This is a genomic window from Mycobacterium sp. NAZ190054 (assembly GCF_001545925.1).
GTDB lineage: Bacteria > Actinomycetota > Actinomycetes > Mycobacteriales > Mycobacteriaceae > Mycobacterium.
On sequence record NZ_LMVQ01000043.1, the window covers coordinates 1 to 15375 of the forward strand.

Below are 15375 nucleotides of genomic sequence, written 5' to 3' on the forward strand. Positions count from 1 at the left end.
GGCGAGTTGCTGATGTTCGCCGCCGGCCGGGACGAGGCGCGGGTGAACCTCGACGGCTCCGCCGACCTGGTCGAACGGCTGAAGAATGCCCGGGGCGGGCTCTGAGCCTAGGGTGGATCACCGTGGCGACGTTCGGCGGCGGATACCCACCGGGCACCGGCCCGTAGGGGCCCTGGGTCAGACTCGCGCACGGCAGCGGGTTGCCCGGTGTCGGCAGCCCGTCGGCCGGCGGGGTGTAGGAGCACGGCGAGCCGGGCGGGACGGCGGGTCCCGGGTTCTCCGGGGTGCCTTCGATCGGGGTCGGGGCCGGCGGCGGGGCGCCGTTCTCGAAGCCGACGCCGTTCGGGTCGGGGAACCGGAAGGCCGGCAGGCCGGCGTTGCGCCAGAACTCCTGCGGATCGATGCCGCGCTTCTTGAACGCCGCGTCCACGAACGGCTGCAGGATCCAGTAGGGCGCCAGGTTGACCAGCATCACCTTGAAGTAGGGGCCGGACGCCAGCGCCTCACCGAGCGACACCATGAACTTCGACAGCGACGACAGGGTGTCGGCCAGGTCGAGCTTGCGCTCGGCCAGCACGTCGCTGATCACCCGCAGCTGCTCGAGCACGCGGTTCAGGTTCGGGTTGTCGTCGATGAAGCCCCGGACCTGCGTGGAGAACGTGTCGACGCGTTCCAGCAGCTGGCTCACCGCGTAGTTGCGCTCGTTGACCGCGGCGAGCAGGGTCTGCCCGTTGACGAACAGCTGATTGATCTGCTCGCTGCGGTTGCCCAGCACACCGGCCACCTTGTTGGCGTTGGCCAGCAGCTGCTTGATCTGGTCGTCGCGCTTGCCGATGGTGTCGGAGAACCGGGCCACCCCGTCGAGGGCCGCGCTGAGGTGCGGGTAGGTCTGGTCGATGGTCTCGGACAGCACGTTGAGCGAGTCGCGGACGGTCTCGGTGTCCCAGCCGGCGGTGTTGTTGCTGACGTCGAAGAACGCGTCGTAGATCTGGTACGGCGTGGTGGTCTGCCCGAGTGGCAGCACCCCGTTGGCGCGCAACGGATCCGAGCCGCGCGGTTCGATCTCGAGGTTGCGCCGGCCCAGGATGGTGTCGGTGCGGATCGAGGCCCGGCTCTCGGTGCCGATCTCGGTGCCGCCCAGCGTGTAGCCGATCCGCACCCGGTCGCCGTCGATCTCCAGGGACCGCACCGTGCCGACGTCCACGCCGGCGATCCTGACCTTGTCCCCGGTGTTGATGCCGCCGGTGTCGCTGAACTCCGCATAGTAGGCCGGCGCGGCGAACAGCATCGGCACGCTGGCGAAGCTCTGGCCCACCCCGATGACGATGACCAGGATGATGATGCCCATCAACCCGCCGCGGACGCGGTTGGAACCCTCCAGGACTCTCATTGCGGCGTGCACCTACCTGAGGGCTGGCTCCAGACCTTGACCGTGCGGACCGGGCCACCCGGCTGTAATCCGTTGAGCTTCAACGTCACATCACAGGCATAGAAGTTGAAGAAGTCGCCGTAGACCCCGCCCGACCGGCCGATGATGGCCAGCGCGTCGGGAATCTGCACCAGCAGGTCGTTGAGCTGATCGCGCTGGTCGACCAGCGGCTGGTTGAGGATCTCCACCTTGCTGACCGTGTCCTTGAGCAGCGGCCGGTTGTCGGCCAGCAGATCGCCGATCGTGCCCGCGGCGTCGCTGATGTCGGCCACCGAGGCCGCGAGCGGATCGGCGCGGTTCTTCAGCCCGGTGATGAGCACCTCGAAGTTCTTCACGGTGTCGTCGAACTCCTGTTGGTGGCGCACCGTCGTGTCCAGCACCGTGTTGAGGTTGTTGATCACCTCGCCGATGGCCTGATCCCGGTCGGCCAGCGCCGCGGTCAGCGACGCCGTCTGGTCGAGGATGTCGTTGATGGTGCCGCCCTGCCCTTGGAAGACAGTGATGATCGACTGCGCGATGGTGTTGACCTTCTCCGGCTCCAGGGACTGGAACACCGGGCGGAACCCGCCGATCAGCGCGTCGAGGTCCAGCGCCGGCTGCGTCCGCTCGATCGGGATGGTGCCGCCCGCGCCCATGCGGGTGTTGCTCTCGCCGCGGGACAGTTCCAGGTAGCGGTCACCGATCAGGTTCAGGTAGCGGATCGAGGCGGTGGTCTCGTCGAACAGCTCCAACGAGCGGTCCACGCTGAAGTCGACCTTGACCTTGGAGCCGTTCTCGATCAGCTCGACGCCCTTGACCTTGCCGACCTCGACGCCCGAGGCCCGGACGAACTGTCCGGGCCGCAGACCGCTGGCGCTGGAGAAGATCGCCGAATACCCGGTGGTGCGGTCGAACCGCATCTGACCGAAGACCACGACGATGATCGCGGTGAACATGAGCAGCACCAGCGAGAAGGCGCCGAGCTTGATCGCAGTACCGGTGATTTTCATGGGTTGATCGTGTGCTCCCCGACTTGGCGTCCCCAGACGTATTCAGTGAGCAGAGGTTGTCCGAGCTCCATGTGGTTGTACGGGGCGATCGACGCGCCGGTGTCGAGCACCAGGAACGGTGCCGGCCACAGATCCCGGGTGATCGGCTGCCAGCAGCCCGGCCGCCCGCCCGGTCCGCCCTTGGCGTTGACGCGGGGCAGATTGTCCGGATAGACGTACGCGTTGCCCGCGCCGAGGCCGAGGATCTGCGAGTGCGTCTTCAGCGAGTAGCCGTTGCCGCCCAGCGCCGCGCTGATCTTGGGTTCGACGTCGTGGTAGTTGCGGAACATGCAGAAGAACGACGGGCTGTACTCGTCGAGCAGCGCCGTGGTCGGAATGAGGTCCTCGGCGCTGCGCACCAGGTAGGGCCCGCCGCGTTCGAACACGTCGCCGCCGGTGTTGCCGAAGCCGACGGCGGCCATCAGCGCCTGGTCGACGTCGCCGCGCTGCGCGTTGAGGGTGCGGGCGGTCGTCACCGCGTTCTGCAGGCCGTCGAACAGGTCCGGTGCGGCGTCCGCGTAGACCTCGCCGAGGTCGGCGAGCAGCTGGTTGTCGCGGCGGATCTGCGGCATCTGCGGATTGATCTCGGCGAGGATCTCGTTGCCGTTGACGATCGACTGGCCGAACCGGTCACCGAGGCCGTCGAGCGCCTGCGCGGTCGCGGTCAGCGTCTGGTTCAGCTTGATCGGGTCGACCTGGGAGGCGACCGACACCACCGTCTCGAACAGGGTGTTGAACTCGGTGGTGACCGCGGTGACGTCGATGACGTCGGAGGCCGCGATGCGTGCGGACTGCGGGTTCTCCGGCGTCGTGAACGACACGTACTTGTTGCCGAACACCGTGGTGGCGCTGATGTCGGCGTTGACGTTGCGGGGGATCAGGTCCAGGTACTTGGGGTCGACGTCGAGGGTGATCCGGGCCCGGGGCTCCCCGTCGACGGTGGTCTCCTCGACGTTGCCGACGCGTCCGATCTCGACGCCGTTGTAGGTGACCTTGGCTCCCGGGTCCATCGACAGGCCCGATCGCGCGGAGATCATCGTCAGTTGCGTGCGCGGCAGGAAGTCGCCGCGGAACTGCATGTAGACCAGGACGAGCGCGATGACCGTCAGCAGCGCCAGGACCGCGCCGGCGATCTTGTACGGCGGCTGACGTCGGGTGTTCATGGGTGCGGTCATGGCTGCTACACCGTCAGGTTGAAGTTCGGGTCGACGCCGTAGAGCGCCAACGAGGCGAACAGGACCACGCACACGATCGCGACGAGCGAGGCACGCATCGACCGGCCCACCGCCTCGCCGACACCGACCGGTCCGCCGCTGGCGTAGAAGCCGTAGTAGCAGTGGTTGAGCATCACGATCACCGAGATGATCACCGCCTGGATGAACGACCAGAACACGTCGTCGGGGCGCAGGAAGGTGCGGAAGTAGTGCTCGTAGGTGCCGACGGACTGGCCGTAGAACACCGTGGTTGTCACCTGCGCCGACAGGAAGCTCATGATGATCGCCATCGCGTAGAGCGGGATGATCACCACGAAGCCGGCCATGATGCGCGTCGACACCAGGTACGAGATCGACTTGATCCCCATCACCTCGAGGGCGTCGATCTCCTCGCTGATGCGCATAGCGCCGAGTTCGGCGGTGGCGCCGGCGCCGACCGTGGCGGCCAGCGCCTGCCCGGCGACCACCGGCGCGGCGATGCGCACGTTGATCAGCGCGGCGAAGAACCCGGTGAACGCCTCGACGCCGATGTTGCCCAGCGACGCGAAACCCTGGATGGCCACCAGCGACGACCCCGACAGCGTCACGAAACCGACGATCGCGACGGTGCCGCCAATGACGGCCATCGCGCCGGTGCCCATGCCGATCTCGGCGATCAGCCGCAGCATCTCCCGGCGGTAGTAGCGCAGCGCGTGCCCGATCGAACCGATCGCGGTGATGACGAACACCGCGACGTGGCCCATCGCGTCCAGCCCGCGGGCCGGGGCGCCGGCCCACCTCTCGGCGGCCGCGACTCCGCGCGGGAACCGGGAGCGCAGCACTGCGGCGGTGTTCGTCACGTCAGCTCCCCGTTCCGAATCGGACGCCGATCGTGGTCAGCACGACATTGACCGCGAACAGCGCGATCACGCACAGCACCAGGGTCTCGTTGACCGCGGTGCCCACACCCTTGGCGCCACCGGCGACGGTCAGGCCGCGGTAGCAGCCCACCAGCCCGGCGATCAGGCCGAACGTGGCCGCCTTGATGATCGAGATGAGCACCTCGGGCAGGCCGGTGATCAGCGTCAGCGTCGACACGTAGGCGCCCGCGGAGACGTTCTGCAGGTAGACGCCGAAGATGAAGCCACCGACCAGGCCGACGGTGATCACCGCGCCGTTGAGCAGGATCGCCACGAAGGTGGACGCGATCACGCGCGGCACCACGAGCCGGTGGATCGGGTCGATGCCGAGCACTTCGAGGGCGTCGATCTCCTCGCGGATGGTGCGCGCGCCGAGGTCGGCGCAGATCGCGGTGGAGCCCGCGCCGGCCACCACGAGCACGGTCACCAAGGGGCCGAGCTGCGTGACGGCGCCGATCGCCGCGCCGGCACCGGACACGTCGGCCGCACCGAACTCGGCGAGCAGGATGTTCAGCGTGAAGATCAGCAGCACCGTCAGCGGGATCGACACCGCGAGCGTGGGCAGGAACGCCACCCGCATCAGGAACCAGCTCTGCAGGATGAACTCCCGCCACTGGAACGGTGGCCGCAGTGACGCCTTGCCGACGAGCACGCACATGCGCACGAAGCCGCCGACGGCTTCCAGGCCCGGCCTGACCTGTTCCCGGACATAGCCGGTCAGGTTCGAATTCGTCGTCACCGATCGGCTCCCGCGACGCACTGGCAGCTGGCGTAGCGCACCGGCAGCATCTGTCGCACGCTCCCTTCCAGCCTGGTCCCCGATCTTGTGAGCGCAGTCTCCCTACCGGTCGGTAGTAAGACAGGTCTCAGGACTGTACCCGATGGCGTGGGCCGCGCGTACCGCATCCGTGCGATTGGCCTCCCAACCGTCGGCAAATAGATTTCCCCGCCGTTAACCGCGCCGGGACGCGGCTGAAACCGTTGTCGGAGTGGAACTTTCGTCGGCGTCAACCGGCTGGGCCGCGCCGAAGCGCGTCCTCAGCTCCGTCTTGAGCACCTTCCCGGCGGGATTGCGCGGCAGCGCGTCGACGATCTCGAGCGCCTTGGGATGCTTGTACCGCGCCAGCCGCTCGTTGAGGAACTGCTCCAGATCCGCCAGTTGCATGCCCGCATCCGGCGTTGCTCCCAGCGAACTCCGGACCACCGCCACAGCAACGGGCACCTCGCCCCACTTCTCGTGCGCGCGCCCGATCACCGCGACCTCGACGATGTCGGGGTGCGCGGCCAGCACGTTCTCGACCTCCGCACAGTAGATGTTCTCGCCGCCGGAGATGATCATGTCCTTCTTACGGTCGACGACCCAGATGTAGCCCTCCTCGTCCTGTCGGACCAGGTCACCGGAGTGGAACCAGCCTCCTGCGAACGCTTCGGCGGTGGCCTTGGGGTTGTTCCAGTAGCCGGCCATCAGCGTCGGTGCGCGGTAGACGATCTCCCCGACCTGTCCGACGGGCACGTCGTTCATGTCCTCGTCGACGACGCGCGCGGACACCGTGGGGATCACCCGGCCGACCGAGCCGAGTTTGCGCAGCGCGTCGTCGCCCAGCAGCATGCAGGTCACCGGCGACATCTCGGTCTGCCCGAACGCCGCGAGGATCTGCGCCCCGGGGAAGGTCTCCGACATCTGCCTCAACAACGTGTCCGAGGCGGGGGCGGCACCCCAGGACAGGAAGCGCAGCTTCAGCTCGCGGGGGTTGGCCTGCTGCGCCGCGCACACCGCCTGCCATTGCGCCGGGACCAGGAAGATGCCGGTCACCTTCTCGGCCTGGAGCACGTCGAGCAGTTCGTTGGGGTCGAACGCGCCCAGCGGGTAGATCACCGTGGGCCGGCCGAGCAGCAGGCCGGAGACGATGCTGCCGACACCGGCGATGTGGAAGAACGGCACCCCGATGAAGCCGACGTCGTGGTTGATGTCCGCGCCGTTGGTGAACAACAGCGTCATCGCCTGCCCGTTCAGGTTGGTGTGCGTCAGCACCGCCCCCTTGGGCCGTCCGGTGGTGCCCGAGGTGTACATGATCAGCGCGGGCGCTTCGTTGGGGATGTCGACCGCCGGGCACGGCGCGTCCTCGGCCAGCACCTCGTCGTAGTCGAGGACTCCGTCCCCGGCGCCGCCGCCGGCGGAGATCACGGTCGCAAGCCTCGGATCGATGTCACGCACCGCGGTGGCGACGTCGACCAGGACCGCTTCGGTGATGACGACCGCGGCCTCGCAGTCGGAGACCAGGAACGCGATCTCGGCCGGGGTCATCCGGAAGTTCACCGGCACCGCGATCGCACCGAGCTTGTTGGTGGCCAGCACCGCTTCCATGAACTCGGTGCGGTTGAGCATCAGGATCAACACACGGTCGCCGAAACCGACACCGCGCTGGTGCAGCGCGCCGGCCAGCGCGCTGACCCGACGGTCCAACTCGGCCCAGGTCGTCGTCTTGCCGAGGAAGCGGAGCGCGGGCTCCGCCGGTTGCATCAGCGCATGCCGGGCGAGCTGATTGGTCCAGTTCTGCCGGCGCGCCAGGTAAGGCTGCTCGTTGGCGGGGCCGGGTTGTTGAATCAGATCGGTCAACGTCTTTGCTCCATCGACGGGTTGCGCGAGGCTGATATTTGATCAAACATGATGTTGCCCCGGTCACACTATGACCTCGGCAGCGCCAGGACAACCCGTTCCGGCGCCCCGCCCGACCGGCCGGAAAGGCAGAGATGTCGACGAACGCCGCTGCCGGGGCGCCGACGGGCACGGTGCGGCGGGAACAGCTCTCCGACGAGGTCGCCGCCCGATTGCGGGCCGAGATCATGACCGGCGCGCTGCGGCCGGATTCGTTCATCCGGCTCGACGAGACCGCCGCGCGCCTCGGCGTCAGCATCACCCCGGTGCGGGAGGCACTGCGCACGCTGCGCGGCGAGGGCATGGTCGAGTTGGAGCCCCATCGTGGACACCGGGTGGTGCCGCTGTCGCGCGGCGACATCGAGGACATCTTCTGGCTGCAGTCGACGATCGCCCAGGAACTGGCCGCCACCGCCGCGCTGCGGATCACCGACGAGCAGATCGACGAACTGGCCCGGCTCAACGACCGACTGGCTGCCGCGGTCGAGCTACGCGACCCGGACCAGGTGGCGCTCGCCGAGTTCACGTTCCACCGGGCGTTCAACCGCGCCGGCGGCCGGATCAAGCTGGCGTGGTTCCTGCTGCACGCCACCCGTTATCTGCCGCCGCAGCTGTTCGCGGCCGACGAGACGTGGGGGCCGGTCGCGGTGGCCAGCCATGCGGAGCTGATCGACGCGTTGCGCCGGCGCGACGTGGACACCGTCGTCGACCTGACCCGGGGCCAGTTCACCGACGGGCTGGCACGGTTGATCGCGTGGCTGGAGCAGGTCGGGCTCTGGAGCTGACCCGGCGCGGGCTACGACCCGAGTTGTTCGGCCACTACGCCACAGCCGTCACACCTACCCGCAAATCTCAGAGGAAGTGCGAGTGAGCCCCTGACAACTGTGGATAGCTGAGACAGCTGAGGTCACCCGGTCGGCTGCTACGACCCGAGTTGTTCGGCGCGCGCCTTGAGGTTGTCGGCCAGGTAGTCCAGCGCGTCCCCGACCACCTTCTTGACCATCGCGGCGGGGATCGCCATCTTCACCTCGACGTCGAGGTCGACGGTCAGCAGCGACATCGCCGGGCCCATGGCCACCACCGAGAACCGCTGCTCCTGCTTGGTGAAGTGGTCACCCTGCTGCAGCATCGTGTAGATCTGGTTCACGCCCGGGTAGTACACCGCGGTGATGAACGTGCCGGACTGGCCCTGCACCACCACGTCGAGGCGCAGCTGGCTCGGTCGCCCGTCGTCGTAGCGGGCGAGCACCCAGCAGCCTTTGATCTCCTCGTTCCACTCCGGATATCTCTCGAAGTCGGCGACGATCGCCATGATCGTCTCGGCCGCGGCCGCGACCTCGACTGTCTTACTCACCAACGGCATCGGCAGAGCATAGCGAGTCCGCCCGGCCGGTCACGCCGCCGTCGCGATGCCCTCCCGGCGCAGCGCGGCGACGACGAGCTCCCGCAGCCGCCGGCCCACCTCGAACTGCTTGCCGGGCAGCGTGCGCGCCACCATCCGCACGCTGACCGTGTCGACCTCGATGCGCTCCACACCCATCAACTGCGGCTCGTCGAGCAGCAGCTGGGGCAGCTTGTCGTCCTCCATCGCCGCCGCGGCCACCGAACGCAGGACGTCGTTGACCCGGTTGATGTCGACGCTGGCCGGCACCGGGACGTCGACGACCGCGCTGGCCCAGTCCTTCGACAGGTTCAGCGCCCTGACGATCATCCCGTTGGGCACCGTGTACACCTCGCCCTCACTGGTGCGCAGCTTCGTCACCCGCAGCGTGACGGCCTCGACGGTGCCCGTCGCCGTACCGCCGCCGCTGACCGTCAGTTCCACCAGATCGCCGAAGCCGTACTGCTTCTCGGTGATCACGAAGAAGCCGCTGAGCAGATCCTGGACGAGCCGCTGCGCACCGAAACCGAGCGCGGCGCCGAGGACGGCGGCCGGGGCGACGAGCGACCCGACGGGCAGCCCGAGCTGGTTGACGGTGTCGAGCGCGACGAGGATGTAGAGCACCGCGATCGCGACCGACGAGATGACCGCGGCGACCGCCTGCCGGTGTTTGACGCTCTCGGAGCGCACGGTCGTGCCCCGCACGTCGCGCTCGGCGATGCGCCGGCTGATCCGGTCGGCGGTCCACCTGATGGCCCGCGTCGCGAGCAGGGCGAAGATGACGACCATCGCGATGTGCAGGCCCGTGGTCAGCAACCAGTGCCACACGCCGGTCCACATGCTCAGCCCTCCGATCGGCGACTCAGCTCGGCTTTCAGGTCCCACGCGTTGCGGACCGCGTGGCCGCCGAGGTCGTTGTTGAAATACACGTATACGTCGCGCCCCTGGGCCTCCCACTCGGCGATCCGCCCGGCCCACCCTCTCAGGTCGCCGGCGGTGTAGGAGCCGCCGTACATGGCCTGCGGGTCGGGGCCGTGCAGCCGCACGTAGACGAACCGCGCCGTCGCTTTCAGGATGCACGGCAACCCGGCCCCGCTCATCACGACATAGGCGGCGCCGTGCTTCTCCAGCAGTTCGTACACCGCGGCGTCATCCCACGACGCGTGCCGGAATTCGACCGCGACCGGGATCGGATCGGGCATCGCGCCGAGGAAGTGATCCAGCCGGGCGTCGTCGCGCTCGAGCGCGGGGTGCAGTTGCACCAGCAGCGGACCGCCGCGGTCACCGAGCGCCCGCCAGCCGCGTTCCAGCCGTTCGATCCACACCTCGGGCGAGCGCAGCCGGCGGGCGTGCGTCAGCCCCCGCGCGGCCTTGACCGCCATCACGAAGCCGGGCGGCAGCTGATCCCGCCACCGCTCGAACTGCGCGTCCTGCGGCCACCGGTAGAAGCTGCCGTTGAGTTCGACGGTGTCGAAGTGGGCGACGTAACGCTCCAGCCACCGCGTCGTCGGCAGCCCGGATTCGTAGAGCACATTGCGCCAGTGGTTGTACGCCCACCCTGACGTGCCGATGCGAACCGTCACCGGCGCGGAGTACCCGCGTTTGGGGCGCCTGGTACGTGGCAACGGGGACAGTCATGAGCGGAAGAGGTCAGGCGTTCCGGGATCTGCTGCAGGAACTGCTCGCGACGTACGGCCCGTGCGGGCAGGAAGACGCGGTGCGCGACGTCTGTCGCCGGGAGCTGGCGCCGCTGGTCGACGATTCCTGGGTGGATCCGGCCGGGAACCTCGTCGGCGTGATCCGCGGCGGCGACGGGCCGCCGGTGCGGGCGATGGCCCACATGGACGAACTGTCGATGCTGGTGAAACGCATCGACGAGGACGGGACGCTGCACCTCACCCCGCTGGGGACGATGTATCCGGCGAACTTCGGTCTCGGCCCGGTCGCCCTGCTGGGCGAGCACGAGACCCTGTGCGGCGTGCTCGCGCTCGGCTCCGAGCACACCACGCAGGAGACGCCGCGGATCTGGCAGACCAAACCCGACCAGGGCGACAAGGCGCTCGACTGGCCCGACGTGTACGTCTTCACCGGTCTGCACCGCACGCAGCTGCGCGAGGCCGGGGTCAGCCCCGGCACCCGCGTCTGCGTGCACCAGAGCAAACGCACGCTCATCGACATCGCCGGCCACCTCGGCTGTTACTTCCTCGACGACCGCGCGGCCGTCACCGCGCTGCTGTGCGCTGTCCGGGAGCTGCGCGCCGGCCGCGCGCCGGCCGGTGACGTCTATGTCGTGTTCACCACCAACGAGGAGCTCGGCGGGCTCGGCGGCTCCTACGCCAGTCGCACGCTGCCCGGTGACCTGACGCTGGCCATCGAGGTCGGGCCGGCCGAACCGGAGTACGGCACCACGCTCGACGGCGGGCCCATCGTGGCCTACAGCGACGCCGAGTGCGTCTACGACAAGGCGGTGGCGGACCGGCTCGTCGGCGCCGCGGAGGAGCTCGGCCTCGCACCGCAACCCGCGGTGTTGGGCGCGTTCGAATCGGATGCGTCGCACGCCAAGGCGGGCGGGCTGTCCGCGCAGGCAGGACTGGTGTGTCTGCCGACGTTGAGCACCCACGGCTACGAGGTCATCGCCGGCGACGCGATACCCGCGACCGCGACCCTGTTAGCGCGGTTCCTCGGGGACCCCGGCCTCCACGGCGTCGACGTCCACGCCCAGCGGTGAACTCCGGCGCACGGTCTCGTCGCGGATCAGCCCGCGCAGCAGTGCGCTGCTGAACTCCACCGCGATCTCCTGCGCCGTCCGGCGCCCGTGCGGGCGCAGCCACCGGTAGGACCCGAGGGTCATGCCGATGTAGCCCAGCGCGAGCACGTGGGAGTCGCAGTCGTAGAACTCGCCGCTGGCGATGCCGCGGTCGATCACGTCGCGGACGTGCTCGTAGACCTGGGCCTCCTTCTCCCGGATGTAGTCCACCTGCTCCTCGGTGAACCACTCGGTGATGTAGGGCCCCTCCTGGAAGTACACCGCGGCGCGCTCGATGTCGCTGGCGATGCCCACCAGCAGGCGGCGGGTGAAGTGGTAGATCGTCTCCCGCGCCGACGCGGTCGGATCGTCGTGCAGCGCGTCCACCGTGAAGTCGGCGGCGCCCTTGTAGATGTCGTAGAGAATCAGCGACTTGCTGGCGTAGTAGTGGTAGACCGTCGCTTTGTTCAGGCCGACGGCGTCGGCGACGTCGTCCATCCGGGTGCCGTGGTAGCCGCGCGCGGCGAACAGCTTGGTCGCCACCGCCAACAACTCCTCGCGGCGGGACATCCCGTTGCTCGTGACGGATTCAGACATGGCGACTCACTATAGGCACGGAGACCGCCGCGGCGGTCCACTAACTGGTTGGTGCAGTCTAGGCCGAGGCGGTGTTCAGACGGGTGTGGCGGGTCTAGACTCGTCCAAACCGGGCCGACGTGGTGTGGCCGATGACGGAGAGGTGGCACGGTGGACCCGAATCCGGATTACGACGCGAGCGACGAGCTCGAGTACGGCATGAACTGGTTCGCGTGGATCCTGCGCGGGGTGTATCCGCCCCCGGCTTATCCGCCGGTCTGATCCACCTTCCGCTGCGAACGGCGTTCGTTCATCCACGTGCGGCCGTACTCCAGCAGGTGGTGTGCGCGCCTGTTCACCACATCCATCTCGGCCCTGCCGCGCTGCGTCGCGACGGAGAGTTTCGCGCGCACATCGTCACGCCAGTCCCGCGGCGGCACCGGCTCACAGTCCGGCGGCCACTGGATCAGCGGCTCCTCGGCGGCGCCCTGCAGCGGTGCGCCCGGGCGGCTCTCCTCGCCGTAGCACTCCCCGCACTTGCGGCATCGCACCTCATAGCGCACGACGTTGCGCTCCGACTCGATGAAGACGTAATCCGCCACCGCGACACATCGCGGACATCTGGCGAGCCCGCGTTCGACCACCCTGCTCACATCGACATCCTGCGGGGGACAACGCATCCGACGCACGGCCAATTCGATGTCGATGCCTGATCGGTGCCGTTTCGAGATGTGGGGCGGACGGCTAGGCCGCGGCCGACTTGACCGCGCGGCCGACCTCTGCCCGCAGCGCCCCGTACTCCGGGGACCGCCGCAACCCGTCGGGATCCACCCCGCTCCGGGGCAGGTCCACCGGGATGTCGAGCGCCACCCGCCCCGGCCTGCGGGTCAGCACGACGATGCGCGAGCCGAGGAACGCGGCCTCGTCGGCACTGTGCGTGACGAACACCGTGGTGCGCCCTGATTCGGCGCTGACCTGCCGCAGGTCTTCCTGCAGCCGTTCGCGCGTCAGCGCGTCCAGCGCGGCGAACGGCTCGTCGAGCAGGAACAGCGGAGTTTCCGACGCGAGCGCCCGCGCGATCGCCACCCGCTGCTGTTGACCGCCGCTGATCTCCCAGATCCGCCGCTCGGCGGTGCCGCCCAGCCCGACCCGGTCGAGGAGTTCCTCACGGCGCTCGATCCGTCTGTCCCGCGGCACCTTTGCGTACTTCAGCGCCATGTCGACGTTGCCGCCGACGGTGCGCCACGGGAACAGGCGGGGTTGCTGGAACACCACGCCGGCCGTCACCCCGGGCGCGGGCCGGGCACCGGCCACCCGCACCGACCCCTGGGTGGGTTCCTCGAACCCCGCCAGCAGCCGCAGCAGCGTGGACTTCCCGCATCCGGACGCCCCGACGAGCACCAGGAACGATCCCGGCTCGACGGTCAGGTCGACCGGGCCCAGCGCGGTGACCTCATGCCGTCCGGCGCCGTAACGGTGTGAGACCGAATCGATCCGGACCGCACCGTCACTGATCGAGGGCATCCGGCAGGCCCTTGGTGTAGATCGAGTCCTGGAACGGCGTCAACGGCGCTGCCTCCGGGATCTGCTTCTGATCGGCCAGGAACTGCGAAGCGCTTTCCAGATTCACCGCGAGGTTTCCCGGATTGCCCTCGGAGCCAAGCCATTCCGTCGAGGCGATGTCCGCAGGGGTGAGGAACACCATCTGCTTGAGCTGACCGGCCACGTCCTCCGGGGACAGCCCGATCTCGGCGGCGACGGCCTTGGCGGCCGCCTCGGGATCCTCGCGGATGACGTCGAGAGCACGCGCCTGCTGCCGGCGCCAGACATCGACGACATCGGGGTGGGCCGAAGCGAATTCGTCGGAGACGGTCGCCAGGTCGAGCGTCGGTTTACCGGCCTCGGCGAGCTGGCGGCTGGTGATCAGGTCCCTGCCGGTCCTGCGCAGTTCGTCCAGCGTCGGCAGCCAGGTGTAGGCGGCGTCGATGTCACCGCGCTCCCATGCGGCGAGGATGGCCTGCGGCTGCAGGTCGACGAGCTGAACATCGTCGGCGGACAGGCCGTTCTGGTCCAGCGCGGCGAGCAGGCTGTAGTGCGCGGTCGACGCGAACGGTGTCCCGATCCGCTTGCCCCTCAGCTGCGCGATGCTGTCCACGCCGGCCTCGTTGCGCACCACCAGAGCCTCGTTGTCACCGGCGACGTCGAGCACGAAAGCGACCTTGTACGGAATGTTCAGCGGCGCCGACAGGCCGCGTGCGACCGGACTGGAACCGAGCGCGCCGAAGTCGAGTTCCCCCGCGACGAACGCGGTGTTGACGTCGGCGCCCGAATCGAACTTGGTCCACTTGATGTTGTAGTCGGGCAACGCTTCCTCGAGCCGCCCGCTGTTCTTGACGATCAGATCGCCGCTCGGGAACGTCTGGTAGCCGATCCGGATCGTCGGCTTGCCGGAGTCGTCACCGCGCTGCCCTGCGTTGTCTACCGCGCAGCCCGCCAGCGCCGTCACGGCCGCGACGACAGCGACGAGAAGGGCTTTGGTTCTCATATCCTGCTAGACCTTTCCTCTCCAGGGAACAGCGCGCCTCTCGGCGGCGCGCAGCAGACCGTCGATCACCAGACCGGAGAACCCGATCGCGAAGATCCCGACCAGCACGACCGGGGTGTTGTTGTAATTGCTTGCGTCCTTGACCAATCCGCCGACACCGGGGATGCCGTTGAACAGTTCGGCCGCCACCACCGACGAGTACGCCATGCCGACGGCGAGCCGGATGCCGGTGAACGTCTCGGGTAGCGCCGAGGGGACGACGACGTCGCGGATGACCTGGCGTCGGGACGCGCCCAGCGCCTGCGCGGCTTCCCGCAATCCGACCGGTGTGGCGACGACGGCGGCGGTGGTCGCGACGGCCGCCGGCGGCAGCGCCGCCAGTGCGAGCAGCGTGACCTTCGGCGCCTCGTCGATGCCCAGCCAGATCACCAACAGGAAGAAGTAGGCCAGCGGCGGCAGCGCGCGCAGGAACGTCAGCCACGGCTCCAGCACGCTGCGCACCCAGCCGACCGAGCCCATCACCAGGCCGAGCAGCACCCCGAGCACCACACCGATCACGACGCCGGCCAGCACCCGCCGAAGCGTCATGTACAGGTGCTCCCACAACAGGTAGCCCGCGTAACCGCGCACCCCGTCGTGGGTGGTCGACACGTCGACGAACGCATGCCACACCGTCGCCGGATACGGCACGAAGGTCTGGTTCCAGACACCGCTGGACGCGGCGACCTGCCACAGCACTCCGAACACGGCCACCGACAGCAACGGCAGCGCCGAACGTCAGCACATAGGCGGTGATGACCCAGCTGCTGCCGGCGTCGGACAGGCTGAGTTCGTCCTGGATCTTCGGCAGTGCGACGATGGCGATGGTGCTGTCCATCGTGGCCAGCAGCTGCATGCCGCC

General features: G+C 68.5%; 16 protein-coding genes and 2 pseudogenes. 3 read left to right on the forward strand and 15 right to left on the reverse strand.

The features are described from left to right. From ASJ79_RS04380 to fadD5, 6 genes are all read right to left on the reverse strand, one after another. The coding region (locus ASJ79_RS04380) for an MCE family protein (RefSeq protein ID WP_067953523.1) at positions 1 to 1390 on the reverse strand (1390 nt) is incomplete at its 3' end. After that, positions 1387 to 2418 carry a virulence factor Mce family protein gene (locus ASJ79_RS04385; protein ID WP_067953524.1) on the reverse strand — a complete coding sequence of 344 codons (1032 nt, stop codon included), beginning with the start codon at positions 2416 to 2418 and terminating at the stop codon, positions 1387 to 1389. The genes ASJ79_RS04380 and ASJ79_RS04385, both read right to left, overlap by 4 nt. After that, positions 2415 to 3632 carry an MCE family protein gene (locus tag ASJ79_RS04390; RefSeq protein ID WP_067953525.1) on the reverse strand — a complete coding sequence of 406 codons (1218 nt, stop codon included), beginning with the start codon at positions 3630 to 3632 and terminating at the stop codon, positions 2415 to 2417. Before ASJ79_RS04390 ends, ASJ79_RS04385 begins: the two co-directional genes overlap by 4 nt. Positions 3633 to 3637: 5 nt before the next feature. Then, positions 3638 to 4510 (reverse strand): ABC transporter permease, encoded by an 873-nt coding sequence (locus ASJ79_RS04395; RefSeq protein WP_067953526.1) that lies wholly within the window; start codon positions 4508 to 4510, stop codon positions 3638 to 3640. Position 4511: 1 nt separating this feature from the next. Next, complete coding sequence (locus tag ASJ79_RS04400) at positions 4512 to 5309, reverse strand: ABC transporter permease (RefSeq protein ID WP_067953527.1); 798 nt, start codon at positions 5307 to 5309, stop codon at positions 4512 to 4514. A gap of 213 nt (positions 5310 to 5522) precedes the next feature. Further along, a complete protein-coding gene (gene fadD5 / locus ASJ79_RS04405) occupies positions 5523 to 7187 on the reverse strand; it encodes a fatty-acid--CoA ligase FadD5 (protein ID WP_082753659.1) in 1665 nt (554 codons plus the stop codon). Positions 7188 to 7321: 134 nt separating this feature from the next. On the opposite strand from fadD5, the gene ASJ79_RS04410 reads away from it, so the two are divergent. Then, positions 7322 to 8011, forward strand: coding sequence for a GntR family transcriptional regulator (locus tag ASJ79_RS04410; RefSeq protein ID WP_067953528.1), 690 nt, complete (start codon positions 7322 to 7324; stop codon positions 8009 to 8011). 137 nt (positions 8012 to 8148) lie between these two features. Here the strand turns inward: ASJ79_RS04410 and ASJ79_RS04415 are convergent, their stop codons facing one another. From ASJ79_RS04415 to ASJ79_RS04425, 3 genes are read right to left on the reverse strand one after another with little or no spacing between them, the layout of a single operon-like run. Beyond that, on the reverse strand, positions 8149 to 8589 hold the full coding sequence (locus tag ASJ79_RS04415; RefSeq protein ID WP_067953529.1) for an SRPBCC family protein: 441 nt from the start codon (positions 8587 to 8589) through the stop codon (positions 8149 to 8151). Positions 8590 to 8619: 30 nt separating this feature from the next. Further along, positions 8620 to 9447, reverse strand: a complete 828-nt coding sequence (locus tag ASJ79_RS04420; RefSeq protein ID WP_067953530.1) for a mechanosensitive ion channel family protein — start codon at positions 9445 to 9447, stop codon at positions 8620 to 8622. A 2-nt stretch (positions 9448 to 9449) separates the two neighbouring features. Beyond that, entirely contained in the window at positions 9450 to 10190 is a 741-nt protein-coding gene (locus ASJ79_RS04425; RefSeq protein ID WP_067953531.1) for a DUF72 domain-containing protein, read from the reverse strand. A 53-nt stretch (positions 10191 to 10243) separates the two neighbouring features. Here ASJ79_RS04425 and ASJ79_RS04430 point away from each other — a divergent pair, with 53 nt between their 5' ends. Next, the gene (locus ASJ79_RS04430) at positions 10244 to 11335 is read left to right on the forward strand and encodes a M42 family metallopeptidase (protein WP_067953532.1); all 1092 of its coding nucleotides are present in this window, start codon (positions 10244 to 10246) and stop codon (positions 11333 to 11335) included. Here ASJ79_RS04430 and ASJ79_RS04435 read toward each other — a convergent pair. Beyond that, positions 11276 to 11950, reverse strand: coding sequence for a TetR/AcrR family transcriptional regulator (locus ASJ79_RS04435; protein WP_067953533.1), 675 nt, complete (start codon positions 11948 to 11950; stop codon positions 11276 to 11278). The genes ASJ79_RS04430 and ASJ79_RS04435 overlap by 60 nt on opposite strands. Before the next feature lie 150 nt (positions 11951 to 12100). On the opposite strand from ASJ79_RS04435, the pseudogene ASJ79_RS31960 reads away from it, so the two are divergent. Continuing rightward, positions 12101 to 12211: pseudogene (locus ASJ79_RS31960) on the forward strand (CAP domain-containing protein); the annotation flags it as partial. Here the strand turns inward: ASJ79_RS31960 and ASJ79_RS04440 are convergent. The 5 genes and pseudogenes from ASJ79_RS04440 to ASJ79_RS31965 form a co-directional block, all read right to left on the reverse strand. After that, a complete protein-coding gene (locus tag ASJ79_RS04440; RefSeq protein WP_082753660.1) occupies positions 12196 to 12582 on the reverse strand; it encodes a hypothetical protein in 387 nt (128 codons plus the stop codon). The pseudogene ASJ79_RS31960 and the gene ASJ79_RS04440 sit on opposite strands and share 16 nt — an antisense overlap. A 91-nt stretch (positions 12583 to 12673) precedes the next feature. After that, a complete protein-coding gene (locus ASJ79_RS04445; RefSeq protein WP_067953535.1) occupies positions 12674 to 13453 on the reverse strand; it encodes an ABC transporter ATP-binding protein in 780 nt (259 codons plus the stop codon). Then, positions 13437 to 14474 carry a glycine betaine ABC transporter substrate-binding protein gene (locus ASJ79_RS04450; protein WP_067953536.1) on the reverse strand — a complete coding sequence of 346 codons (1038 nt, stop codon included), beginning with the start codon at positions 14472 to 14474 and terminating at the stop codon, positions 13437 to 13439. Before ASJ79_RS04450 ends, ASJ79_RS04445 begins: the two co-directional genes overlap by 17 nt. Before the next feature lie 6 nt (positions 14475 to 14480). Continuing rightward, entirely contained in the window at positions 14481 to 15242 is a 762-nt protein-coding gene (locus tag ASJ79_RS04455; protein WP_067953537.1) for an ABC transporter permease, read from the reverse strand. Further along, positions 15240 to 15375, reverse strand: a pseudogene (locus tag ASJ79_RS31965) (hypothetical protein); the annotation flags it as partial. The gene ASJ79_RS04455 and the pseudogene ASJ79_RS31965, both read right to left, overlap by 3 nt.